Source organism: Mesorhizobium sp. B2-4-17, from assembly GCF_006441275.1.
Classification (GTDB): domain Bacteria; phylum Pseudomonadota; class Alphaproteobacteria; order Rhizobiales; family Rhizobiaceae; genus Mesorhizobium.
In genome coordinates, this window is the sequence record NZ_VFUX01000019.1 from 86,700 (window position 1) to 111,377 (window position 24,678).

General features: G+C 57.5%; 22 protein-coding genes and 1 riboswitch. Of the genes, 3 read left to right on the forward strand and 19 right to left on the reverse strand.

Translation table 11 applies throughout. The annotated features are described in order from the left end of the window. Positions 1-382: 382 nt before the first annotated feature. The 6 genes from FJ548_RS16655 to FJ548_RS16680 all read right to left on the reverse strand — a co-directional run bounded on the left by FJ548_RS16655 (position 383) and on the right by FJ548_RS16680 (position 6,296). Positions 383-580 (reverse strand): tautomerase family protein, encoded by a 198-nt coding sequence (locus FJ548_RS16655; protein WP_140778433.1) that lies wholly within the window; start codon positions 578-580, stop codon positions 383-385. Between the two features lie 47 nt (positions 581-627). Further along, positions 628-1,983: a Glu/Leu/Phe/Val dehydrogenase gene (locus FJ548_RS16660; RefSeq protein ID WP_140698079.1), complete on the reverse strand. Its 1,356-nt coding sequence runs from the start codon at positions 1,981-1,983 to the stop codon at positions 628-630. Between the two features lie 234 nt (positions 1,984-2,217). Continuing rightward, a complete protein-coding gene (locus FJ548_RS16665; RefSeq protein WP_140697996.1) occupies positions 2,218-2,400 on the reverse strand; it encodes a hypothetical protein in 183 nt (60 codons plus the stop codon). Positions 2,401-2,431: 31 nt separating this feature from the next. Next, on the reverse strand, positions 2,432-3,553 hold the full coding sequence (locus FJ548_RS16670) for a tyramine oxidase subunit B (RefSeq protein ID WP_140778434.1): 1,122 nt from the start codon (positions 3,551-3,553) through the stop codon (positions 2,432-2,434). A gap of 48 nt (positions 3,554-3,601) precedes the next feature. Then, positions 3,602-4,876 (reverse strand): enolase C-terminal domain-like protein, encoded by a 1,275-nt coding sequence (locus FJ548_RS16675; RefSeq protein WP_140778435.1) that lies wholly within the window; start codon positions 4,874-4,876, stop codon positions 3,602-3,604. Between the two features lies 1 nt (position 4,877). Further along, the gene (locus FJ548_RS16680; RefSeq protein ID WP_140778436.1) at positions 4,878-6,296 is read right to left on the reverse strand and encodes a DUF4147 domain-containing protein; all 1,419 of its coding nucleotides are present in this window, start codon (positions 6,294-6,296) and stop codon (positions 4,878-4,880) included. Between the two features lie 196 nt (positions 6,297-6,492). On the opposite strand from FJ548_RS16680, the gene FJ548_RS16685 reads away from it, so the two are divergent. Continuing rightward, positions 6,493-7,158, forward strand: a complete 666-nt coding sequence (locus FJ548_RS16685) for a GntR family transcriptional regulator (RefSeq protein ID WP_140698008.1) — start codon at positions 6,493-6,495, stop codon at positions 7,156-7,158. Between the two features lie 205 nt (positions 7,159-7,363). Here the strand turns inward: FJ548_RS16685 and FJ548_RS16690 are convergent, their stop codons facing one another. The 9 genes from FJ548_RS16690 to FJ548_RS16730 form a co-directional block, all read right to left on the reverse strand. Further along, on the reverse strand, positions 7,364-9,091 hold the full coding sequence (locus FJ548_RS16690; protein WP_246678687.1) for a dihydroxy-acid dehydratase: 1,728 nt from the start codon (positions 9,089-9,091) through the stop codon (positions 7,364-7,366). A gap of 118 nt (positions 9,092-9,209) precedes the next feature. Next, the gene (locus FJ548_RS16695; RefSeq protein ID WP_140698082.1) at positions 9,210-10,037 is read right to left on the reverse strand and encodes a transporter substrate-binding domain-containing protein; all 828 of its coding nucleotides are present in this window, start codon (positions 10,035-10,037) and stop codon (positions 9,210-9,212) included. A 280-nt stretch (positions 10,038-10,317) separates the two neighbouring features. After that, positions 10,318-11,148 carry an SDR family oxidoreductase gene (locus tag FJ548_RS16700; RefSeq protein WP_246673481.1) on the reverse strand — a complete coding sequence of 277 codons (831 nt, stop codon included), beginning with the start codon at positions 11,146-11,148 and terminating at the stop codon, positions 10,318-10,320. A gap of 77 nt (positions 11,149-11,225) precedes the next feature. Then, positions 11,226-11,894, reverse strand: a complete 669-nt coding sequence (locus FJ548_RS16705) for an amino acid ABC transporter permease (RefSeq protein ID WP_140698014.1) — start codon at positions 11,892-11,894, stop codon at positions 11,226-11,228. A gap of 4 nt (positions 11,895-11,898) precedes the next feature. Beyond that, positions 11,899-12,567, reverse strand: coding sequence for an amino acid ABC transporter permease (locus tag FJ548_RS16710; protein ID WP_140778438.1), 669 nt, complete (start codon positions 12,565-12,567; stop codon positions 11,899-11,901). Positions 12,568-12,582: 15 nt separating this feature from the next. Further along, on the reverse strand, positions 12,583-13,350 hold the full coding sequence (locus FJ548_RS16715) for an amino acid ABC transporter ATP-binding protein (protein ID WP_140778439.1): 768 nt from the start codon (positions 13,348-13,350) through the stop codon (positions 12,583-12,585). 169 nt (positions 13,351-13,519) lie between these two features. Further along, positions 13,520-14,359, reverse strand: coding sequence for a sugar phosphate isomerase/epimerase family protein (locus tag FJ548_RS16720; protein WP_140698025.1), 840 nt, complete (start codon positions 14,357-14,359; stop codon positions 13,520-13,522). After that, positions 14,356-16,146, reverse strand: coding sequence for a hydantoinase B/oxoprolinase family protein (locus tag FJ548_RS16725; protein ID WP_348640941.1), 1,791 nt, complete (start codon positions 16,144-16,146; stop codon positions 14,356-14,358). Before FJ548_RS16725 ends, FJ548_RS16720 begins: the two co-directional genes overlap by 4 nt. Then, positions 16,112-18,184 (reverse strand): hydantoinase/oxoprolinase family protein, encoded by a 2,073-nt coding sequence (locus FJ548_RS16730; RefSeq protein WP_140698031.1) that lies wholly within the window; start codon positions 18,182-18,184, stop codon positions 16,112-16,114. Before FJ548_RS16730 ends, FJ548_RS16725 begins: the two co-directional genes overlap by 35 nt. A 417-nt stretch (positions 18,185-18,601) precedes the next feature. Here FJ548_RS16730 and FJ548_RS16735 point away from each other — a divergent pair, with 417 nt between their 5' ends. Next, entirely contained in the window at positions 18,602-19,252 is a 651-nt protein-coding gene (locus FJ548_RS16735; RefSeq protein ID WP_140698034.1) for a TetR/AcrR family transcriptional regulator, read from the forward strand. Between the two features lie 257 nt (positions 19,253-19,509). Here FJ548_RS16735 and FJ548_RS16740 read toward each other — a convergent pair whose 3' ends face one another. The 4 genes from FJ548_RS16740 to FJ548_RS16755 all read right to left on the reverse strand — a co-directional run bounded on the left by FJ548_RS16740 (position 19,510) and on the right by FJ548_RS16755 (position 23,114). Further along, positions 19,510-20,298 carry a class I SAM-dependent methyltransferase gene (locus FJ548_RS16740; RefSeq protein WP_140778441.1) on the reverse strand — a complete coding sequence of 263 codons (789 nt, stop codon included), beginning with the start codon at positions 20,296-20,298 and terminating at the stop codon, positions 19,510-19,512. Positions 20,299-20,836: 538 nt separating this feature from the next. Further along, positions 20,837-21,577 carry an SDR family oxidoreductase gene (locus FJ548_RS16745; protein WP_140778442.1) on the reverse strand — a complete coding sequence of 247 codons (741 nt, stop codon included), beginning with the start codon at positions 21,575-21,577 and terminating at the stop codon, positions 20,837-20,839. A gap of 74 nt (positions 21,578-21,651) precedes the next feature. Beyond that, the gene (locus tag FJ548_RS30480; RefSeq protein WP_246678688.1) at positions 21,652-21,852 is read right to left on the reverse strand and encodes a Rid family hydrolase; all 201 of its coding nucleotides are present in this window, start codon (positions 21,850-21,852) and stop codon (positions 21,652-21,654) included. Between the two features lie 356 nt (positions 21,853-22,208). Next, a complete protein-coding gene (locus FJ548_RS16755; protein WP_140698047.1) occupies positions 22,209-23,114 on the reverse strand; it encodes a LysR family transcriptional regulator in 906 nt (301 codons plus the stop codon). A gap of 129 nt (positions 23,115-23,243) precedes the next feature. Between FJ548_RS16755 and FJ548_RS16760 the strand changes: the two genes are divergently transcribed. Next, positions 23,244-24,407, forward strand: a complete 1,164-nt coding sequence (locus tag FJ548_RS16760; RefSeq protein ID WP_140778443.1) for a mandelate racemase/muconate lactonizing enzyme family protein — start codon at positions 23,244-23,246, stop codon at positions 24,405-24,407. Between the two features lie 154 nt (positions 24,408-24,561). Further along, a riboswitch (glycine riboswitch) is annotated at positions 24,562-24,667 on the forward strand. The last annotated feature ends 11 nt before the right edge of the window (positions 24,668-24,678 follow it).

Here is a 24,678-nt window from a genome sequence, read left to right on the forward strand (position 1 = left end):
TCTCGATAATCGTCGTCCGCGTTTTGACGCAGTGGTGTCAAAGCGTGCGCGATCTCGAGCACTCTGGAGCGCCGACTGGCCCAAAGGAATTGCATTAGCCACGGTATCTGCCCAAGAAGGTCGCGAGAGCGGACGAACAAGGGTGCCCATACGGGTCGAGCAGCCGGTTCGGAATCTTGGGTAGAATTCCGGGCTTCGATAGCGGAACGACCTCGCCTAACGCCAAGAGACGGCAGTTGCCGTAAGTGGCGCCTTCTTCGGGCAATCCTCGGTCAATAATTTCTGCGGAGCATCCCTCCGCTTGCAACGCGATGGCGGAACAAGCACCTATGATGCCGCCACCGACGACCGTAACGTTCGCCACGTCGATACCCCATTGGATCTACCTGTCGGACTTCTGGCCTTCTGAGAAGATGCCGCCGACGGCCCAGTTCTTGCGCTCGACATTCATAAACACGACTTGGATGTCATCTCGGGTGCATCTGGCGATTCGCGCGAGTTCGCGCGTGAACACCTCGGCAACTTCCTTTTTTTGGTTCTGGCTGCGACCGGCGAGCCAATCCACACGGATGACGGGCATTTGCTTCTCCTGAAACGCTGGCAGTCTGCGGAGGACCGCGCTCGTGCTTAGATACCGATCGCCTGATAAGCATCGGCGATTTTTCTGATTGCTATGACATAGGCTGCGGTGCGGAAGGTTTTGATTTCCGGTGATGAACGCCTCAGCTCGGCAATGTTCTGGTAGGCATTTCGCATCACATCCTCCAGCCCTGACCTGACCAGATCGATTTCCGCACCCCCCTCAAGAAATTCATCACGGATGTCGCTCGGGAATGCGCGCTCCGTCATTGCCTCGAGAGCGTGTGTGATATGAAGGTTTCTCCGCTCGCGGCGCCGGCGCTCCATCAGTCCGAAGGGGATGTGCGTGATGTTCTTGACCCATTCAAAGTAGCTGACGACGACACCACCGGCATTGACGAAGAGGTCAGGTAATACGACCACACCGCGGTCCACCAGTTGCTGTTCGGCCTCGAAGCTGACGGGACCGTTTGCGCCTTCGGCGATCAACTTCGCTCGAATTCGGTCGGCGTTGTGAAGGGTGATCGCGTTCTCCATGGCCGCCGGGATGAGGATATCGCAGGGCAGTTCCAAACCTCCCGCGCTATTTGCAAGGCTGTTAGCGCCGGGAAACCCAAGGATGCTCCCGTGTTCGCGGTGATAGCGCTTGAGTTCTTCGACGGGCAATCCATCGGAATTCGTAACATACCCGTCGCGCTCGACGACCGCGATGATCTTGGCACAGTCGTCTTCACTCAAGAACTTGGCAGCGTGGTAACCAACATTGCCAAATCCCTGGATGACGACAGACATTGTCCGCAAATCCCTGCGCCCACCGATGCCATTTTCTGCCGTGTCGCGCAGGTAACTTTGAATTGCGTACTGAACACCCCGGCCTGTAGCTTCGGTTCTTCCAGCAATGCCTCCGCGAGCAAGCGGTTTGCCGGTTACGCAGGCGTTCGCGTTCATAACATCGGATGGGCCGGTTCGCTTGTACTCATCCGCCATCCAAGCCATCTCCCGTTCACCCGTGCCCATGTCGGGCGCTGGGACATTCCGCCCCGGGCAGATGAGATTTCGTTTGGCCAGTTCCTGGGTAAAGCGGCGCGTGATGCGCTCAAGCTCGTTGGCATCCCACTCGGTGGGATCAATTTTGAGAGCGCCTTTCGATCCCCCGAACGGTACATCAACAACCGCGCACTTCAGACTCATGAGCGCAGCAAGCGCCTCGACCTCCTCTTGGTCGGAAAGAATCGAGTATCGAATTCCTCCCTTCGCTGGCTCGATATGTTCACTATGCACCGAACGCCAACCCGTGAAGCTGAACATTCTCCCTCGCAGCCTGACGCCGAAGCGAACCGTGTAAGTGGAGTTGCAAGCTTTAATCCGCTCAGCGAGCCCTTCGGTGAGGGACAAATGCGTCATTGCATAATCGATGTAGGCCTCAACGCTCTGAAGAAATGGGGCATCACTGGGATTGTCTTGAGGGGCACTTACGGTATCCAAATTGCAGTCCTCCACGTTGAGGTCGCGGCATTAAAGTCGGAAGCGACAAGCAGGCTTCCGCTTTGGGTGGTATAGAGCGAGCGGAATCAGTCAGGTTGCCAGCCTCTGGCACCACAGGGAAAGAAGGGGTTGCGGAACGCTTCGCCAAAGTGTTCAGCGCAGTCCCAAACTCGCCGCGAAGTGGCAGTTCGGAATGGAAATTCCGGCTACGCTGCGAACGTCGGTGGTCTGAAGGAGATTGAGCATCTTGCAGGCTGGCAGCGTGCCAGGTACGTTCAGGTTCTGCCTGAGAAGGCTGTCCTTCATCGCTCCCGGTTCATCGCAATAGACGACCACGGCATCGTCTCCCGACGTGGCCGTCGTTTGATCAAGCGAGTGCCGGCTTGTCCCAAAGATTGAGGGACTGCCCAATGCCATTCTTCTTGGCGTTCTCGTACACCTCGAAGCCCCAGCTGATATCGAAGACGGCCATACCGCAAGCGATGAAGATGATCCGGTCCGTGGCGCTTTCGCGGCCAGGCTTCTTTCCGTTGATCACGTCGCCGAGGCCGGTCGAATCCTTGAGGGCAGGCAGCTTGCCGGCATCGATCAGGCGGAAGAACGGGCCGCCGATCACACCGCCGTAATAGGCTTCCTTATTGCCCGAGGCGATGGCATCCTCGACATAGGCCTCCTGAAGCGCCGTATGATCGTAGACGATCTTCGCGGCAGTGAGGAAGGATTCGTCCGTGTTGAACGGGCCGGAGATCAGGATGGTCGCGCCTTCCTTGATCCACTCGTCCTTGAAGTAGAGCGGCTTGAGGCGCGAGGCAGCGACGGTGATGATGTCGACATCGCGGAAGCCCGCCTCGGGCTCGTCGACACCGACGGCCTCGACCTTGTAGGTTTCCGCGACCCAGCGGGCGAGTTGGTTGGCCTTGTCCAGAAACACGTCGAAGCAGACGACCTTCTCGACGGCGCTAAGCTGCGTCATGATGGCGGTGAAGCAGGCCTTGTTGATCGGGCCGCAACCGACGACGGAGACGACCTTCGCGTCCTTGTTGGCGAGATGCTTTGCTGCGACACCCGGCACGGCGCCGGTGCGGGCGGCGCTGAGTAGGTTCGCCGACATCAGCGCAAGCGGCGCGCCGGTGTCCTTGTCGTTCAGCATCATTGTCAGGATCGAGCGCGGCAGGCCATTCTGAGTATTGGCATGGTTCGAGCCGTACCACTTGTTGCCGCAGACATCGAAGCGGCCGCCGAGATAGGCGGGCATGGCGGCGAAACGGCGGTCCGGGCCGGCGACGGGCATGTTCGGGAACTTCGTCTCCTTCGGGAAGACGATGTTGAGGCCGTGGCTGTTGTGGTTGGCGCCGCCCATGAGGTAGTCGCCCTCGCCGAGTAGGCTGAAGGTCTCCTCGCAGATCTCCACGCAGCGCTTCGCGTCGTTGACACCGGCGGCGATCATGTCGGGTTCAGAGAGATAGAGGAAGTCGATTTTCGTGGACATTGATGGGCTCCGTCTGGTGGGGTATGGATCGGGCTGGGGTCTTGTTCGTCAGAATTTCAGGAGAGGCTTGATGTCGTAAAGGCGGCTTCCGACGCTGCGGGCATTGGCGCGCATCAGGAAATTCAGCTTCTCGATGCGCTCGCCCGAGCGAGGCGCCCCGTTCTTCTGGAACGGAACTTGCAGCCCGACGGAGAAGTCCATCACTACGTCGTCCACTACACCGCCGGACCGGCCGGACGGCACCGCGATCATCCCGTGATCGACTGCGTAGCGATAGGCATCCATCGCCTCGGTGATCGTGCCGACCTGATTGGGCTTCAGGATAAAGCCGGCGACAGCTTTGGTCTCGAAGGCTCGCTTCAGGTATTCGAGCCGGGTCACTGTTAGGTCGTCACCAAGAATATTGGTGCGGCCGAGTTCGCGGTTCGCCTTGGCGTAACCTTCCCAATCGTTCTCGTCGAGCAGGTCCTCTATGAAGACGAAATCATATTTTTCCGTCAGGCGCTTCGCGTAGGCGATCAGTTCGTCGCTTTTGACACGCGCGCCCTTAAGGAGATAAGTGCGGCTTTTGGCATCGTAGAACTCGCTCGATGCGCAATCGAGCGCGAAGGCGATGCGTCCGGTGTAGCCGCAGGCATCGATTGCCTTCTGCATGAGGTCGAGAAGGACTTCCGGATCGTCGGAGGGCGCTGCGTAACCGTAGGAGCTGGCGACCTGCGGCTTTTGGCCGAGATGCTTGGTAAGGACATCGGCCAGCTTCTGGAACACCGTGACCGCCATCTCGACAGAGACATCTATGCTGTCGGTTCCGTAAGGAACGATCAGGAACTCGTTGAAGGACTGGACCAAACCGTCGTATTTCCCGCCATTAATGACGTTGAAGCAGGGGACCGGGACGGTTTTGATCTCGCCACCCGCGATGTGTTTGTAGAGCGGAATGCGGCGCGCATCGGCCGCGGCACGGAACGCGGCGATAGAGGCCGAGTAGATTGTATTGCCTCCGAGATTGCGCTTGTCCGGGGTGCCGTCGATTGCGATCATCTTCTCGTCTATGGCGCGCTGGTCGAAGACGTTCATCCCGATGAGCGCCGGGCCAATGACCGTCTCGGCCCTTTCTACCGCTTTGTGGACGCTGAGGCCGGCGTAGGTGGACGAGTCGCCGTCCCGAAGGACGAAAGCCTCATGCATTCCAACCGACGTGCCGGTCGGTGCCGCGCCACGGCCGACAGCACCGCTTTCCGTGCGAATTTCCACCTCCACCGCTGGGCGGCATTTGCAGTCGATGATCTGCTGGGCGAAGACCGAGACGATCCTGTCTTCCATGTTACTGGCCCTCCTTCACGGCTGGTACGTAGAGAATGTTGAGGTCGCACAGGTTGGTGCCGGTGTTGCCGGTGAAGACGGCGGAGCCGATGGCGTCGAGCGCCTCAAAGCAACTGTGCTCGCGCAGCGTCTGGTAAAGATTGATGCCCTTGGCCGCGGCGGACTTCATGCTGGCCGAATCGGTGATGCCACCGGCAACCTTGGCCGTCCCGTCGGTTCCTTCGCTGTCGATCGACAGGAGGCAAGCGCCCTTGGTTTTCGCCGCATTGATCGCGAAGCTGACCGTCATCTCCTGGCCCGGTCCGCCATGCCCGCGGATGACGCTGTTGTCGAGAATCTGCGTCGTGACTTCGCCGGAACTGAGCAGCACACAGGGTGCCTTAACCGGGTTGCCGTAGGTCTGAATTTCGCGCGCCATCGAGGCGAAGAAGGTTCCTGCGTCCTTGCTCTCTCCCTCCAGGAAGGAGGAGACGATGATGGCCGGGATGCCCATCTCCTCGCAGATTTCCTTGGCGTAGATGCAGGAATCTGGCAGGGTGTTGAGCAGGAAATAGGTGTTGTCTGGAAAGGCCTTGGGCGTTTCCTTATCCGGCCCGGCACTCATCAGGTAGCCGACCACGCTCTTCGGCAGGCGATCGGCGATGTCATAATTGATGATGGTGGCGCGCGCGTCGTCCAGCGTCGTCGCGTCGGGGCCGATGGGCGTGCTCTTATAGGCGGAATAGGGGACGGCGATGTCGTCGGTCGCCGGCGAGCCGATGCCGTCGCTGATGCCGAAGCCGATCAGTTCCGCGCCTACGTCCTGAATGCGCTTGGCGAGCATGCCGCCGTTGAGCGCAGAAATATGTCGGCGCACGGCATTGATTTCGTAGATTCCCGCTCCAGATTTCAGCAGTACGTCGGTCGTGTCGATCTCGTCCTGCAGCGAAATGCCGTCGATTGGGTGGGACATCAAAGCGGAACTGCCGCCGCTGATGACTCCGATGAACAAGTCGTCTGGCCTCGCCTGGTCGATGATCTCGATCATCTTCTTCGAGGCGCGGAAACCCTCCTCGTTCGGCAACGGATGGCCCCCGACATAGACCTCAGTCTTGTTGAAACGGTCGGTTTCCTCGTGGATCTTGACGATGGCTATACCGCGCGTCAGACGGTCGCCAAGTACGTGATCCACCGCCATGGCCATGTGGTTGCAGGCCTTGCCCGCGCCGAAGAGGTAGATGTTCCGCTTCTTCGACAGGTCCCAGGATTTCGTGCCGATGCGCATGATATCGCCGTCAAGGCGCATGATGCCGCGGATGCGCTTGTAGCTATCGAGCCGATCAAGGGTTCGGTCTGCGATTTCGAGGACGATCTGACGCGAGTCCGTATCCCCGCAAGAGACGATCTCGTCAGCGTTTCGAATTTTGTTCGCCTTGAGCATTCAGAGGGCTCCTTAGACTTGGAATGAACCTTGAGGGTGACCAAGCGTCCCTCGTTGGGACCTCAGTAGCATCGTGGTGCGACTTATAAGGCGAAAGGCTATTGTCGACAATAGCCAGAAACGAAAAATCTGATATGGTTCTCTTGTTTGCCTCTTTTCTGAACGGTAAATCTCAAAGCCACAGTGTGGACCGACGATGACCCAAATGAAGCTACCGAAAATCGAAAAGATGCCTGCGGACGTTCGAGCACTCGGTGCCTTGAGGTCGCAGATTGTGGATGGGTCTATCCCGCCGGGATCGCGCTTGACCGAGGTCCAGCTTTCCGAGGGCATGGGCCTGTCGCGTGCCACTGTCCGGACGGCACTGCATCAACTCGGCAAGGAAGGCCTGGTCAGCCTCGTTCCCTACACGGGTTGGACTGTGGTGGAACTTACCCATCAGGATGTCTGGGAGCTCTACACCCTTCGAGGCGCTATCGAGCGTCTAGCAGCACAGTTTGCTGCGACCAGTGCAGACATGGAATCGATGTTGCGTATCGAGGGCGCGTTTGAACGCCTGAAGGATACGGTTGGCGAGGATTCAGAAAAAATAGCTGAAGCCGATTTCGGCTTTCACAAGTCAATTGTCGATGCCTCCAGCCATAGCCGGCTGAAACAACAGTATAAGCTGATTGAGCAGCAAATCCGCGTGTTCATTCGTTCAAGCAATCTCCTGATTGAAGACCCTGCGGAGATCATCGCCCAGCACGAACCTATCTGGAACGCAATTCGCCAGCGAAACGCGGATTTTGCCGGTACGTTGGCGGAGCAGCACAATATTACCGAAGGCCAGAAACTAACTGGCTCATTACCAAGCGCTTGATCTTCTAGCGGTTGAATACTCTACTTAGACGCGCAAGCTGGATTCACGCGCTTTGCAATAGCAAGGTGCAATTCGGTAGTGTGTAGCGCTCCCGCCGCGTCCGCTGTCCAAATATCGAGGGCTTCTACTCCCAGAGGGTCTAGGAATAGCACTATCTTCCTCGATAAAGATGGCAGTTCGGTCGAAATCCGGAAAGTAACTGAAACTAGAACGGTCTTCGCGTTGGAGCTTCGTTCCCGCTTCGCCCAACCAAGAAGTCAAAATCAAGACCCTGGTCAGCCTGCAGTACATGCTCAACGAAGAGCCGCTCGTAGCCGCGCTTGTGGTTGATGGGTGCGAAGGATGTTTCCGATCGCCGTTGTTCGAGTTCCTCATCGGTAAGATTGACCGACAACGTTCCCTCTTCGACATCAAGCGAGATAAGATCACCGTCTCTGATCAAAGCCAGGGGGCCGCCGATCGAGGACTCCGGAGCAACGTGAAGAACGACTGTTCCGTATGCAGTTCCACTCATACGACCGTCCGAGATTCTCACCATATCGGTAACGCCCTTTTCGAGGATATGCTTGGGCAACCGAATGTTTCCGAGTTCAGGCATGCCTGGATAACCTCTGGGGCCGATGCCCTTCAGAACAAGCACGCACGTCTCGTCGATATTGAGAGCAGGATCGTCGATCCGCTTGTCGAGATCTTCTACGGATTCGAAAACAACGGCACGCCCCGTATGCTTCATCAGATGCGGACTGGCAGCGGACGGCTTCATCACGGCGCCGTTAGGGGCAATGTTGCCCCGGATGATGCGTAGTGCGTTTTGCGGCTTGATCGGTTTGTCGAAGGGCGCGATGACGTTCTCGTCCAAGCTCTCGAAGCCGATGAGCTCCTCCCTAAGCGTCTTTCCGCTTGCGGTCCTTGCATCCAGATGAAGCCTCTCACCAAGCGATGCCATCATGGCGGGCAATCCACCTGCTGAAAAGAACTCCTCAACCAGGAACTTGCCATTAGGAAGGATGTTGGCAAGTAGCGGGATTGATCGGCTGTTCTCTTCAAAGTCGGCAAGGGTTAAATCAATTTCCAGGCGCCCTGCCAGGGCAAGCAAGTGGATAATGGCGTTCGTGCTGCCGCCGAGCGCAGCGTTTACACGGATTGCATTCTCAAGCGCCGATCGATCAACGATGTTGGAGAACGCAAGATTCTCCCTGACCATCTCGACTATTCGGCGGCCGGACAGTTGTGCGGAGCCCTTTCTACGCCCATCCACGGCGGGAATGGCAGCAGAACCTGTGAGACTGAGGCCGAGCGCTTCTGCGATACAGCCCATCGTCGTTGCCGTCCCCATCGTGTTACAGGCACCGTTGCTGCGCGACATTCCGTACTCCGACGCAAGGAAAGCATCCTTTGTCATGCGGCCTGCCTTGTATTCGCCGTGCATACGGAAAATGTCGGAGCCTGAGCCGACTTGTCGCATCCCAACCCGACCGCTCAGCATGGTTCCCCCATGCACGACGAGGGTGGGAAGATCGACGCTGGCCGCGCCCATCATGTAGGCAGGTGCGGTATTGTCGCAACCCGTAAGCAACACCACTCCGTCGAGCGGGTTTGCACGCAATGTCGCCTCGAGCTCCATGCTCATCATATTGCGGAAAAGCATCCCACTGGGACGCATGATTGAGTCGCCGATCGACATCGTAGAAAAGACGAGCGGAAACCCGCCAGCTTCAAGCACTCCGCGAGAAACCCATTCGGCCAATTCCGTGAGATGCGCGTTGCAAGGGACCAGGTCGGATGCCGAATTCGCAATGCCGATGACGGGCTTGCCTTCGAACATATCTGGCAGCGCTCCGCGCGCCTTGAGGTGGGTACGGTGCTCATATCCAGTGTTATCAATGCGCTTGAACCATGCCTCGCTTCGGAGAGGCCTCTTTTCGGCGGTCATCACATTCTCCATTCGAAGCAGCCCTCCCGCGATTTTCGAGAGCCAGGGTTTGCTTTCGCCGTTAATCCGATCAGTATAGACGAGGCGCTGCCCGATCGCAGCGCCTCGCTAGCATGTGCTACTGCTTGATTTCGCTCGCAAGCTTGTCGATGTATCCGCGTGCAATACGGTCGACTTCGCCGATCGCAGTCTGCTCCTGGATGAAGAAGTTGAGCGATTGGATATCCGAGTAAGACGCATCACGCCGCAGGCCGAACGCGATGCCCTGCTTGGAGATCGCCGGCTCGGGATTGAGCGTTACCCACCGATCCTTTGCCGTCGCGGAAAACAGCGCATTGCTGTCGCTGTCATCGACGAGGATGTCGCCTCGCCGGGACGAGAGCGCCAGACGCGTTGCATCTATATCGGGTAGGCGGAGGAGCGTTGCATTCTTGATCCGGCGCGTAAGCGTTCCGTCGATTGCCGTGCCCGACATGATGATGATCGTTACTCCGGCAACGTCCAAGTCCGCTATAGATTTCGGTGCCGTGGCGAACTTCGGATTTGCCTTGTCGTAGATGCCGGAAACCTCATACTGAACGACGGGTTGACTGAAGGCAATTGCCATAGCCCGCTTGGGGTTCTGGTTCAGAGCGAGCGACAGGTCCCAGCGGTTGGCCTGCAAACCGGCAACGATGTTGTCCCACGTCGTGTCGACTAGCTCGGCCTTCACGCCAAGTACGTCTTCGGCGAATTTCTTGCACAGGTCGACGAATGTACCGCTGTATTCCCCGCTCTGAGGGTCGCGGATGACGTGCGGGGGGGCAACCGCGGCGCCGCATCTGAGTACGCCCCGCTTCTGAATTTCCTGCCAATACCCTTCGGCAGTTTGAGCATGAGCCTGACTTGCTCCGGCCAAAATCGCCGCGCCGAGCATGAGCCCCGTGATCATTTTTGCAAGTTTCATTTCGAATTCTCCCATTGATGTGCAGCTGTTACTTCCATGGATATTCTTGCGCATGCGTCTTTCTCAGTTCTCGTTCCTCTGACGGCTCCCTTCATCTTTTGTTTCCACCGGTTACCTTTCGGAGCTCCGCCTACGGGCAACAATAACCTTTGCATTAACCGCTATTGTCGACAATAGCCATCCGGCTTGTCGTGCAAGTATTTTCGACATGGCGATCACGCCAAGGCTAGGTCACATGCAGAACTTCCTTTGCCGCCGAGCCTTTCCGCCCACACTTCCGTTAGTCTGGCTGGGCAGCGGCGCTGCTATAAGCCGTATAAACAAGCCAACCGGCATCGATCGGCAGAGTAATGCCAGTGATGGCGGATGCGGATGGCGAGCACAGGAAAAGGATAGCATCGGCAACCTCCTTTGGCTCGACGAACCGCCGCAATGCAGACTTAGCAATGACAGCAGAGGGATCGCGTTCGCCTCGTTCAATGCGCTGCTTCATTGCGGGGGTCATTGTATATCCAGGCGCTACCGCGTTTACACGCACCCCTTGCGGACCAAGTTCGGCGGCCATGATCTCGGTGAGCATCTTCAGCGCCGACTTGCTCATGCCGTATGCCGGCTGTGGCGTAGCCTGGAAAGTTGTCAGAGAGCACAGGTTGACGATGGCTCCACCGCCGGTTTGAGCCATTTGTTCACCAAAGGCGCGTGCTGTTAGGAGCGTCCCGCGAAGGTTTACGTCGATGATCCGGTCAAAATCTTCGATTGGCATCTTCGTCACGCGAATAGCGTTCTGCAGGATGCCGCCGGAGTTCACGAGCGCGGAAACAAGTCCATGCTCCGCATATACCTTCTGCTTAAATTGAGATACGGCCTGCTCGTCGGATACATCAAGATGAAGGTAGCTGACGGTCTTAGCGGCTGCGCCTAGTTCCGCGGCGATCGCGTTTCCCCGCTCATCGTTGATGTCGGCGATAACAACCCGCCAACCGGCTGCCGCGAAGCTCCGCACGGTAGCCTCACCGATCCCACTTGCGCCGCCCGTTACGACCGCAAGCGGGGACGTGCTTTGTGCAGTTGCACTTTCCATTGACTTACCTCCATAGAAATCTTCATTCATTTTGCTTCATGTGGACCCAGGTTATTTGCACCCCAGCGGCGCAGCATGATGTCCGCTCACGAAAATCGCGCACATCCTCAAACGGCCATTTTGACCAGCAGGCGACTTTCAGCAGCATTGACAAGACGAGTGAGCGACCAACCGATAACAAAGTAGACGAGAGCAGCGGTTGTCAGAACTTCAACGGGCCTGGCCGTTACGTTCGAAATGTTTTGAGCGGTGTACATAAGTTCGGCAACGCCCACTGCCGAGACCAGCGCGCTTTCCTTGAAGAGGCTCACCAGATTCGACATCAGGTTTGGTATTGCCCGAACTATTGTCTGTGGCGCGACCACATACACCATCTTTGCAAACGGGCTCAAACCAAGTGCCTGACATGCATCGTGCTGATCTTGCCCAATCGACCCGAGAGCAGACCGAAAAGACTCGCTCGTAATCGCCGAAGTATAGAGTGTCAGGGCGATGATGGATGACGTGACCGGGCCGAACTCGACATCGAAGATTATCGGGAAACAAAAGAAAACCCAGAACAAGGTGATCAGTACCGGAGTACCACGAAGCACCTCGACATAGAGGGAGCAAATCCACCGGATTGGCCGAGATTTAGATTTTCGCCCAATACCTATAAGAAATCCGAACAAGACGCTCGCTAAGCCACACACGATCGTAAGTTCGAGCGTGAGGATAAGACCCTTCAGCAAAGCGCCGCTGTACTTTAGCACAATCGAGAAATCTAGACCCTGCATGATCTTACACCTTCTTTATACGTTCCAGCCGATGCTCAAAAAAGGCAGCCAGACGACCGAAGGGGATAGCGACAGCCAGATAGAAGGCCGCGAGGAAGGTGAACGTCTCAATCGGACGGTAAGTCTGGGTAGAAAGTAGCTTCCCCTGGTACATGAGGTCGGCAACGCCAACGAGTGCGACAAGAGAGCTTTGTTGAAAGATGCCGATGGCGTTGGTGATCAAGACCGGCGTCGCGGTTCTTATCGCCTGTGGCAACACTACGTATCGGACGTAGTTCCATCGGCCGAGACCAAGCGCGACACCAGCATCCCTCTGAGCAGCGGGAATAGATTGGATCGCGGCACGGAATGCTTCACCGTTGAACGCCGTTTGGTTCATGCCGAGAATCAAGATGCCCATGAAAATAGGCGACCAGAACACGTCGAAGATCATCGGAATGCAGAAGAAGAACCACACGACCTGGACGAGCACCGGTGTGCATCGAAATAGATCAATGTAGAACCGCGCAATCCACCTTATCGGGGCAATGCGGGAGTTGGATAGCAGAGCCAGAGGAAATCCAGCCGCAAGCCCGATAATGTTTGCCCAAACCGTGAGCTGGAGGGTGATTTTTAATCCCTCTAGAAGCGCAGGCCAGGCATTGAGGACGAAAAAGAAATCGATGTTTTGCATGGCAATGCGTCCGTCTCAGCGATCTGCATGCAGCACGTTGTGAATGAAATCACGCGCCCTAGCGGTTTTCGGGGCATGGAAGAACTCATCCGGTGTCGCGTCATCGGCCACAACACCGCCGTCGCAGAAGACAACGCGAGTTGCGATCTTCTTTGCGAACCACATATCGTGTGTGACGATCATCATCGGCATGCCGCCGTCTGCAAGCTCGGTCACCATACTGATGACTTCATTCACCAATTCCGGATCGAGTGCCGATGTCACTTCATCGAATAGCATCAATTTCGGATCGAGCATCATAGCTCTCGCGATCGCGACGCGCTGTTTCTGTCCGCCGGAAAGTGCGGCTGGATAAGCCTTGGCCTTCGCCTTGAGCCCAAAACGATTCAGCAATTCGAGCGCTCGGCCCTCTGCCTCGTCACGTTTCACGCCGCGTGATCGTATCGGCGACAGAGTGAGATTGCCAAGCACGGTAAGGTGAGGAAAGAGCGTATAGCTCTGAAATACCATTCCGATCTGCTTTTGCATTTCGGCGTTGATGGTCGTCTTTTTTTCGCCGCCGACGATGTAGCTTTTGCCGTCGATTCTGATCTCGCCGCCTTGGACATCTTCAAGCCCCATGACACAGCGGAGGAGCGTACTTTTCCCTCCGCCGCTAGGCCCAATAACCAACAGCCGGTCGGTCTTCTTCATGTCAAGATTGAGGCCAGTGAGTACCTTGATCTGCCCAAATGCATAGCTTTTCTTGAGGTTGCGTACTGAAATGAAGCTCTGTTCTGTCATCAGGATCTCCTGAAGCGAAGCCTGATATTTCAGGCGGTTAAGGATCGACTAGCCCGAGAAGCGCCGTGGGCCGATGCAAGCATTAGACATTCTGATACTCAGAGCGTAAATTTGTCTAAACACCAGCCTGCCAATGATACTTCTGCAACCACTGATCACGAGTGCCGTATTATTTGCGCGGTCCCACCAATGGACCGCAACGCTCGATGGCGATACGCACAGTCTCTTCGGGATCCCGTTCCCACCAGTCCAATTCGGAAAAAAGTTCCAGTTCAAACGGGCCGTCGTAACCGAAGTCGTCTAGCCAGCCACGAATGGTGGCAAAGTCGATCACCCCATCTCCCACCATGCCGCGATCCCGCAGGTTTCGCGTCGGGACGAGCCAGTCGCAATAGTGGAACGTGTGGATGCGGTCCTTTCCAGCGCGCCGAAGCTCTCGCTCAAAAGCCGGATCCCACCAGCAATGATACACGTCGGCAACCAGGCTGGTCGCCTCATCGCCTAATTCGTCGATGAGATCATTGGCGTCCGTGATGAGGTTGAGCGCGCTGCGATCGCCACAATACATAGGATGCAGCGGCTCCAGTCCAAGTTTTACCCCTGATGCCACCGCGTAGGGTGCAAGTTCGGCCAAAGCGTCATGAATGCGCCTGCGTTGGCCGGGCAAGTCCTTGTCGCCCTTGGGAACGCCGCCCACAACCATGACGACACAGGGCGCGCCAATGGCCGCTGCCTGATCAATGATCCGGCGGTTCTCATCAATTTTGGCTCGGTACTCGGTCGGATCCGATTCGCTGACCCATGCACTAGTGCAGAGTGAGGCTACCCACATCTGTGCATCGCGCAGGTGCTTCGCAGTTTGCTCAACGCCGTAGTCGTCGAGGAAATTCCGCCACACCGCGATGCCCTTAATTCCTTGACGGGAATAGCCTTCTATCGCCTGGGGCATAGACCATTTGGGGGTTGTGATCTGATTGATCGCAAAGCGGGTAAGATCGTAATGGGTCACGCGAAAGCCTCCTGTGCGCGTTGTGCGCCAGTCGCAGCTACATCGATGGTGACACCATCTGCCTCAAAGACGACGCGGTGGTGGTCACGGGCATAGCCGGCAGTGATCTTGCCGTTGGAGAGGTCGTCGGCAATCAGATCAAGCGAGCGCTTGAGCGGATCACCGTATCCACCTCCGCCGGCCTGTTCGTGGCGGACCACGACGTTGCGGCCGATGGTGCGGGTGATCTTCGCGGGTAGGCGAACGTTTTCACCTTCCGGATCAAGGATATTGACGCAGGGTGCCGCCGGCTTACCACCGAACAGACCGTAGGGTGCATGATCGTGCCGGTCCGCACGAATCTGCAGGACAGCTTCCTCGGCGAGCAGGCGGTAGGTGCGGATGAGGCCGAGGCCCCCGCGATACTCGCCGGCCCCGCAGGAATCGGGCCGCAGGCTGTATTCGTCCATCATAAGCGGGTAGCGGACTTCCAGCGTTTCAACCGGCAGGTTCGACATGTTCTGCGAAGGGTTAGTGACGCCCTCAATGCCGTCCTTGTTCCAGCGGCCGCCCCAGGCACCATTGATCATATCGACCAGAACGAACGGTTCGCGCGTCTGCTTGTCCCAGCCGCCGAAGGCCAGAACCGTGTTGCCGCCCTCGCCCGCCGCCATGACCTTGCGCGGGGCGATCTGGGCCAGTGCACCCAGAACCGTATCGACGACGCGGTACCCGGTTAGAGCACGCGCAGCGACCGGCGCCGGCATCTGCGGATTGAGGATGGAGCCTTCCGGAGCGGAGATGGTGATGGCGCGATATACGCCTGCATTATTCGGCACCTCCGCGTCGAGCGCGCAGCGAACGGAAAGGTACGTGGCCGACTTGACAAAGGAGAGCGTTGAGTTGATGGCGCCCTTCACCTGCGGCGAGGAGCCGGCGAAGTCGACATTGAGGTGGTCGCCCTCGACGGTCAGCTTTACTTTGATCGGAATAGCATCCGTGGAAAAGCCGTCGCCGTCGATGAAATCTTCGAAGTAATAGTCTCCATCTGGCCAAGAGCGGATTGCCGCGCGAGTGAGTTGCTCACCGTAATTAATAAGATCGTCAAAATAGCTGTCGAGCTCTTCGGCACCATAGCGTTCGATCAGGCGAAGCAATTCACGTTCACCGAGATTGCACGTGGCGAACTGTGCGTCGAGGTCGCCGAGGACTAGTTCGGGCAGGCGCACGTTCTTGGTAATGATGCGCATCAGCGTTTCGTTGACGATGCCCTTGTCGTAGAGCTTCATCGGCGCGATGCGCAGGCCCTCCTGATAGATCTCGGTCGAGTCCGCGGCATTGGAGCCGGGGACGCGGCCGCCGACGTCGCAATGGTGGGCGATGACGACCGAAAAGCCCTGCAGCGAGCCGGCATGGAAGATCGGTCGGATCATGAAGATGTCCGGAAGATGCATACCCCCTTCATAGGGGTCGTTGAATATGATGATGTCGCCGGGCGCGAGATCGTTGGCGTAGCGCGCCATGATCACTTCCATCGCGTCGGGAACCGCGCCGAGGTGAAGAGCGACAGTCTTTGCCTGCGACAGGATGCGGCCGTGCTTGTCGCACAGCGTGACGGAGTAATCGAGCACGTCGCGCACGATTGGCGAGCGGGCGGTGCGCATCACGGCGAACGCCATGTCATCCACGATGGTGTCGAGCGCGTTCTTGATGACGGCGAAGGTGATGGGATCGTTGTGTCTCTGAGCCATGAAACTGTTCCTTCCGAAAGACTCAAGCAAGGGCCGCGACGACGTTACCGAAGGCATCGAGATCAGCGGTCGCGCGCGGCGGAATGACGATGGTCGTGTCCGGACTCTGGATGATCAGCGGTCCCTGCACGCCACCCTGGAAGGTGCTACGCTGGTAGATCGGCGTGTCCACCCAGCCGTCGGTGCGCGAGAAATAGATCTTCCGGGTTTCAGGACCGACATCGGTCCTTTCCGGCGCATGGGGCACAAAGCTGAGCCGGTTGCCGGTATTGCCGCTGGCATTGAGGCGGATGTTGACGATTTCGACGCTGTCGTCCGAGGCATAGCCGTAAATGCCCTTGTAGGCCTCGCGGAAGGCGGCGCGAAGCGACACGCGGTCGCCCTCGGCGACCGTTTCCGGCAGGGCGATCGGTAGTTCGAAGTCCTGCCCCTTGAAGCGCAGGTCCGCTTCGAAGCCGCATTCGACCTGGTCGGCCGAATAGCCTTCTTCCGCCAGCGAGGCGATGGCCTCCGCACGCATGTCCTTCAGCAGGCTTTTAACCTGGTCGATCGGAAGCTGGTCCAGCATGCCGTTCAGGCTGCGCAGGAAGTAGCGTTCCACCTTGGCGGCCAGCATACCCGTCGCTGTGAAGACACCAGGCGATTTCGGAAAGATGACGCGGGAGATGTTGAGCGTGCGGGCGAGGTCGCAGGCGTGTACCGGGCCAGATCCGCCGAAGGCCAGGATCGCGAAGTCGCGGGGATCAACGCCGCGCTCTACTGTGACGGCCTTGATCGTGCGGGCCATGTTGATATTGACCACTTCACGGATACCGAAGGCCGCGTCTTCGATCGACAGACCCAGCCTGTCGGCGAGGTCGCGCTTTATGGCCGCGCGGGCACCTTCAACGTCGAGCTTCATGCTGCCGCCGGCAAGCGCCGAGGGCAGAAAGCCGAGGACGACGTTGGCATCCGTGACCGTCGGCGAGTGGCCGCCAATACCGTAGCAGACCGGGCCCGGGTCGGCACCGGCCGACAGCGGGCCGACATGCATGAGGCCGCCTTCGTCGATGCTTGCGATGGAGCCCGCGCCGCTGCCGACTTCGGCGACGTCGACGGTCGGCACGCGCATCAGGTAGCCGCCGGCCTTGATGAAGCGGCTCGGCGTCGAAATGCCGGCACGGAATTCGTATTCGTTGGCACGCGACAGTTCGCCCTTGTGGATCAGCGAGGCGGAGGCGGTTGTGCCGCCCATGTCGAAGACCACGAGATCCTTCTCACGCATGGCCTCGCCGAGACGGCCAGCGCCGACCACACCGGCGGAGCGGCCGGAGGATATGAAGAAGACCGGCTTTTCCTGCGCCATCTTGGCGCTCGAAAGGCCACCGTTGGAGTTGCTGATCAGAAGGGGCGCCGAGACGCCGATTTCCCGGAGGCCGTTTTCGAGGCGTTCGAAGTAGGCGCGCAGCGACGGTAGGACATAGGCGTTCACGGCCGTTGTGGAGGTTCGCTCGTATTCGCGGATTTCCGGCAAAACCGAAACGGAAGCGGTGACCCACATGTTGGGGAAGTGATTGCGCATCACTTCTAGCGCGCGCGTCTCGTTTTCCGGATTGCGGTAGGAGTTCAGGAAGCAGATAGCGACGGATTCAATGCCCTCGCTTTCGAAGAAGCGGCCGATCTCGATTACTTCCTGCTCGTTGAGCGGCTTGAGGATGCGACCGTCGGCGGTCGAACGCTCGTCGACTTCCAGGCGGTAACGGCGCGCAATGAGCGGCACGGGTTTTTCCCAGCTAAGGTCGAACATGGTTGGCGTGCGGACGCGGCCGATTTCCAAGACGTCGCGGAAACCCTTGGTCGTGATGAGACCCGTCTTGGCGCCGACCTTCTGCAGGAGCGTGTTGGAGCCGACGGTCGTGCCGTGAACGACTTCAGCCACCTTGCTGATTTCAAGTCCGGCAGTCTCCGTGATCTGGCGAATACCAGTCAGGACGGCCTGTTCAGGTTTGGCGGGTGTCGAGGGAATCTTAGTAAAGAAGGTTTCGCCAGCGTCACCGAAAAGCACCAGGTCGGTGAAAGTCCCGCCAATATCAACGCCAATACGTGCGTTGTCCATCGTAATGTCTCCTGCGCATCAGCGCCTTTTATCGGGTCGAGTTCTCCCGCCAGCCGGGTGAGCCGTCTGTGGGCAGTTTGTGAGTGCTGAGTATTTTGGTTAGTGCGAGCAGGCCGACGTGTGTCAGCGGATCTCGAAAGTGTTTCCACCCACGTTCATTGACTCACCCTTTTTTGTTCGTTATAGAACTATTTAGTTTATTAACGAGAGCTAGTCGCTTTCTCGGAAGGAGTCAACCGAATTTTTGTGGAGGACAGGAGTTAGTTCGTTTACGTTGCGATATCAGCAACTTAACTGTCGCACCGATCCCAGTTCCGCGCAGGATCTATCGATTTGCGTGGCGCCTTGGTTTCGGATTAGTTGTTTGATTTGAGGCCCCTGCTCATGGGGCATTCACAAAGTTGATTGGATCGGGGAATGCGTGTCGAGCCCGAAGTGGGAACCAAGAAGAAGAGAATTCGCGATCCGCGCCGGACGCAACAGCACATAATAGAATGCGCTATTGACGAGTTTACCGAGCGCGGATTTGACGGCGCGCGCATTGACGCAATTGCTGAGCAATCTCAAACGAACAAAAGTCTCATCTACAAATACTTCACTAGTAAGGACGAGCTATACATAGCGAGCCTTTCACATACGTATGAGCGGCTTCGCGCATCGCAACGCGAGATCGATCTTGATGAGAACGATCCCGTCAACTCCATGCGCAAACTTGTCGAATCCACATTCAATACGTTTGCCAACAACCCGCAAATCGTGAGAATGATGACTCACGAGAACGTCCAGAATGCACGGTTTTTGAAGCAATCCCTTAGCATTAAGCTTCTGTATACACCGCTTCTTGAGAAGCTAAGCAGCGTCATTATAATTGGTCAACAAAAGGGATTGTTTAGAGAAAATGTTAACTTAAAGCATCTGTACGTATCAATTTCGGCTTTGGGGTACTTCTATTTTTCGAACACGCATACCCTGTCGATTGTCCTAGACGAGAATTTTCAGAGTTCGAAACATATCGCCGACCAACGCGAGCAAGCGGTAGATATGGTGCTCGCGTATCTGCGCCGGTAACGCTATCTCCAGGATGCACCGCGTGTCGGCGAAAATGCGCATTTGCCCTGACGGCAACCGAAGGCGGAGGTGACGCTACGCTATGCATAGAAGCCACACGCCGATCTTTGCGAGTGCCAATCGCCTGTGCCGCTTGCCTGGTGGAGATCAAAATGGATAGTCAAAATGGATAGTGTTGATGGGGATCCTCGATGGTGATCCAGCACTCAATGCCGACATTCACCACCGAAGTTTGCGAGGCACACAACGCCGCTCAATTATTCTGGCACCGCACCCCGTACCGCGTTCGCTCGCGCACTATACGATATGCGGTCGGCTGCATCCGCCGGCAAACGTGCACGCAGCCGCGACTTCAGCCCCTCCACGTCGCTGGCTGACATTGCCGGAACGATTGGCCGTATACTCCCAGTAATTGTGCTTGAACGCCAGAAATCGTCGAAATCGGCGAAGGTCCGTTGCACTGTGATTTCGCGGGTCTCGATAGCCTGAAGGCCTGCGTTGCTCCATAGATCGCGCATGACGTCCATACGTGAGGCGTTGACGCTCGGTGGAAGCGACGGCGTGATGCCCAGAGCGTGAAACTCAACCTGGATCGGATCGAATGGGAAGCCGCCCCCCAACATGTCCCAAGCGTATGTCGCAACCATGCCGCCTGGTCGAACCACTCGTACCATCTCCGCAACGCCTTTGGCTGGATCGGGAACGAAGAAAATCACCAAGGCCATAACTGCGGCATCGAAACGTGCTTTATCGAACGGCAACGCCATGGCATCACCCTGCCGAAACTCTACGCCCGATGCTCCTTTCCGCGCGCGTGCAAACACCAGTTGCGCTTCGGATGGATCAATTCCCTGCACGTCACTTGGCGCTAACCGCTCGACAAGCAGTTCTGTGAATGCGCCGTTGCCGCAACCCACGTCGATCCACTTAAGTCCCGCCGAGGGCGCCAACCAGTCGAGGAACACTTGTCCAGCAAGTCGGCTCCAGACACCCATCCCGCGCTCGTAGGCTGAACCATCATCAAAACGTATGGGCGCTTGGCTCATCGACATTCTCCGCTATATAACGTAGGGGCAGCATCGTCCGGGTTTGATCGGGAAAGCAGCTTGTGCCGATGAGCGCCACCTTTGCACCAATAACCCGGCGCCCTCCCTCAGGCGGTCCTTCTGCCAGACTACTGGGCCGATGCCTATCGTTTCTGTGGCGTTGGCCGGCCCGACGGAGGTGCTCGAATATAGCCCCGTCACTTCCGTTAATGGCCCATAGCGACATTTGCTGCGGTTGCGCAAAGGAGGTTGGTATCGGAGCGAACCGGACTTCGTCGCCGGTTTATCAGTACACGGCCTAGCCATAACCGGAATCTCAGTTAGTCGCTTACCCGCATTTTTGAGCCTTGGGCAACTCTTTAGGATTAGGGCAGCCCCCGATCATCTCATGGCGGATCAACGCTAGGTCATCAACAGTGCACCCATGTCGCAACTTTGCGACTCGCTCTCGCGATTGAGATCCTCAAGGTCAGCGGTATTCGGAGCCAGATCGCATGGCGGCCACCTTCAGAAATGAAGGCGGATGGCGTGTCGACATTCAACGAGCTGTCGTGCCGCCATCGACGCTCAGCATGCTGCCGGTAGCGAAGGTTGCTTCTGCCGCTACGAAGATGATGAACCTTGCGATCTCAGCAGGTCTCGCGAATCTCTTGAGCGGCGTGCCAGAGATGAAGCCTTCGCGAGCCTGCTCGCCGAACCACGTTAGTTCGGAGTCCATCATGGGCGTGTCGACAGGGCCCGGGCAGACGCAATTCACCCGCACCGTGGGGGCAAGCTCAAGTGCAAGGGCCTTGGTGAGGCCACCCAGTCCTGCCTTGGATGCGCAGTAATGGGCATAGCATGCCAGACCTTTGAAAGACAGGTCGGAACCTACGGCAACCATGCTGCCACTGCCTTGCTGCCGCATCCTCAAGCCGCAATCTCTCATGACGTAGAATGCGCCGGACAGATTGATGTCTATGTGCTGCCGCCACAGCTGCGGGGTCAGATTCTCGATCCGCGCCGGCGTGATTATGCCTGCGGCATGGATCACTATATCCAGGCCGCCTAGCTTGGACCACGCGCGGGAAATCGCGATCGAGACGCTCGTTTCCTCAGCGACATCGCATTGTACGCTGAAGGCGCTCTTTCCGAGTCGCGTTGCTATTTCGTCGATGACATCGCCCCGACGAGCGAGGAGAGCCACAACGGCACCTCGCTCGATCAGGGTCTCGGCGGTAGCCTTGCCGATGCCCGAAGACGCGCCCGTGACAAGGGCTCTTTTTCCGGCCAGATTCATCCCTCTTCCCTTCGTGGTCGATCGCCCAAAACGTGTTCGGTTCGGTCAGAGCCGCCGCTGGCATCCCGTAAAGCTCAATTCTCGACTGCGGCCTGAAGCGCGATCTCGATGAGGATCTCGTTTGCAGCCATGTTCGCCTCAACAGTTGCCCGAGCCGGGAGATTGGTTTCAGGTATCCAGTCCTCCCAGGCCGCATTCATCGCGGCGAAATCGCGGGCGATGTTCTTAAGCCAAATCTGGGCGAACAGGATTTTCGCCTTGTCGCTGCCTGCCAAAGCAGCAGGTGGTCAATCCTGGCGAGAAGCTGTTTTGTCTGCCCAGTGATATCCTCGGTTCGATCGCTGGGCACTTGGCCCGTCATGTACACGATTCCATTGTGCCTGAGGACGTGACTGAGCCGCTTGCCGTTCGGCTCGTATCGATGGATTACCATTTGAATTACTCCGCTGGTCGGTTCAGCTGCTGAGGAGCAAGACCTATGCCAACGACGAGCTGAGCGTCTGTGTGACGCGGAATCGCCCGTTCGAGACGTGTATCCGTTGCCGTTCGGCAGAAGGGATTTTCAAAATGCACGGGAAGTGCGCGGGACATTCATTCGCAGCAGAGCTATCAACTGCCGCTGCCAGTGAGTTCAAAGACCTCCGAATGTCTGCTGTGCACGCAACGCGGCTCCTAGCGTCTCGTAGCAGTGGTCAGCCATCTGAGACCGCGCGCGGTATCGTGCGCGCATCAGGAAATAAGGCGATGAGTCGACATCCGCGACTATGCGGCACTCAGCGGCCAATGTTCCTCGGGTAAGGGCAAGAATTGCGTTCGCGGTGATGCAATCGGCGATCGCCACGCTGCTATGCAGGACCGCGTAACATGCCATCGGGAAAAAGCTTCCGAACTCGACTCTTGGCGATCCAATCCTTTCGACGAGCGCCTGCGCCGTTAAATTCTCATGGTAGAGCGAGCAAATCTGAAACCCCGCCAAATCATCAACCGAAAGCTTTGAGCCGACGGCGGGTATCAGCCCTCGAGGATAGACCGCGCAGACGGGTATGTTGAACACTTCCGTATCGAAGAGCGGCGAATTCAGGGGGACTTCTCCTACCCCTTGATCAGTAAGTCCGATGTCGTGTCGCTGGTTCTCCATTTCGGAAACTATTGTGGCAGCCGAGCCGTTCATCACCCTGAACTCTTGTCCCCTTGAGGCCAGCTCGGCAATTGCACTCGGCACGAGATGCGTGACCGCATTGCTCGCCGCGATGATCGAGATCCGCGGGATCGGCAGCGGTTCAAGGCGGTTAAACCGGATGCGAATATCCCTCAGTTGCTGCATTACCGGGCATATCTGTTCGAAAAGGACCTTCGCCTCCGCTCTCGGTGTGATGCGCCCAGCGTGTCTGTCGAACAGTTTCGCCGCCAGTTGGTCCTCAAGCCCGTTAATGGTCATGCTGACCGCAGGCTGTGTGCGCCCAAGATTCTTGGCGGCCTGAGAGATGCTGCCTGTGAGCATCACTTGATAAAAGGCCTCGAGTTGGTGGTACTTCATGGCTGTTGCGTCGGCCGATCTTTGGCATGGGTATAAGTCGCTCTTATAGAGATATCACAACTTTGATTTTGCACTGATAGGTTTTGATAGGCATCCTGCTAGCCAAACGATTGAGCAGGAATCCAAGCCATGCGAGTCACGAATGTCCGTGCCTATCATATCCCCACGGGCGGAGTGCGCCCGGTTCTGGTTGAGATCGAGACCGACGAGGGTATCACCGGATGGGGCGAGGCCGCCGTGGCTTATGGCTTGGGCGCTCGGGCAGCCGTTGGCATGGTGTCAGACTACGCTCCCCGGGTGATCGGCGCAGATCCGCGCTACCCGCGGCACGTCTATCACCATCTTTACGACAATTCGTTCTGGACCAAAGGGGGCGGCGCGATCTCGTTTGCCGCAATCAGCGCGATCGACCAAGCCCTATGGGATATCAAGGGCAAGGCTGCAGGCATGCCAGTGTACGAGTTCTTCGGTGGTTCTTTCGAGCCGAGGGCGCAGGTCTACGCAAACGGCTGGAACTACCACTGCAACGATGCCGTCACTTGGGCGAAGGCGGCGGAGCGGCCGTTGAAGGACGGCTACAGGATTTTGAAAAGCTATCCTTTGGCAACCCAACAGCCTGGCCGGACCTTGACGCATGTGCAGCGTCGGATGCTGTCGCCAGAAGAGTTTACGCGTGCTGTCGATCGCATTCGCAACCTGAAGGATGTTGTGGGCGACCAAGCGGAATTGATGATCGACCTGTCCGGGGGGCTCAACAACGATCAGCTGCTGCGCATCCTCGATCTCTGTGAGGAACTGAAGGTAATGTGGGTCGAGGAACCGCTCGATGCCTTCAATCTGAGTGGTCTCAAGAACCTTGCTGGGCGCTTCCGCTTTCCGATCGCTGCCGGCGAGCGGGTCTACACGCGCAACGGGTTCCGCAACCTGCTGGAGACAGGCGCGATCGACGTGGTGATGCCGGATGTCGGCAATTGCGGCGGCGTGTTCGAACTGGTTCAGATCGCAGCCATGGCCGAGGCCTACAACGCCCGCGTGTCTCCTCACAATTGCGCGTCAACGCTTTGTACGGCGGCTTCGCTCCAGGTATGGGCTGCGTGCGCGAATGCGATGCCGCTTGAGATCTACCCGTATCTTCCGCAGTCGGATGGATACGTGCAGGTCCTCGCCAATGCTCCTGAGGGTCGCATCAAGGACGGCTATCTCGAAGTTTTGGCGGAACCAGGCCTTGGGGCCACTGTCGAGACAAAACGGCTCGAAACCTACAGGCTATTTGACTATCGCTCGAGCAACTAGGCAATGTTGGGCAAAATGGACAGACGGAGAACCTAACGACCTATTAGCTTGCTGACATGCGTTCATGTGGCGGCATGGGAGAGTTCGACCAAGCGCTTTGGTCGGCACCGACGGAGCAACCCCCAGGAAACTCTCAGGTAAAAGTGACCATGCCGTTGAACGATCTGGAGAGAGGCGCGCAGGGTGCCCACCGAAGGGGAAAGCCGAATTGGCAAAGCCAACGCGGTTAAGCTCTCAGGTACAGCGACAGATTGGGGAAAGACCAGGGTTT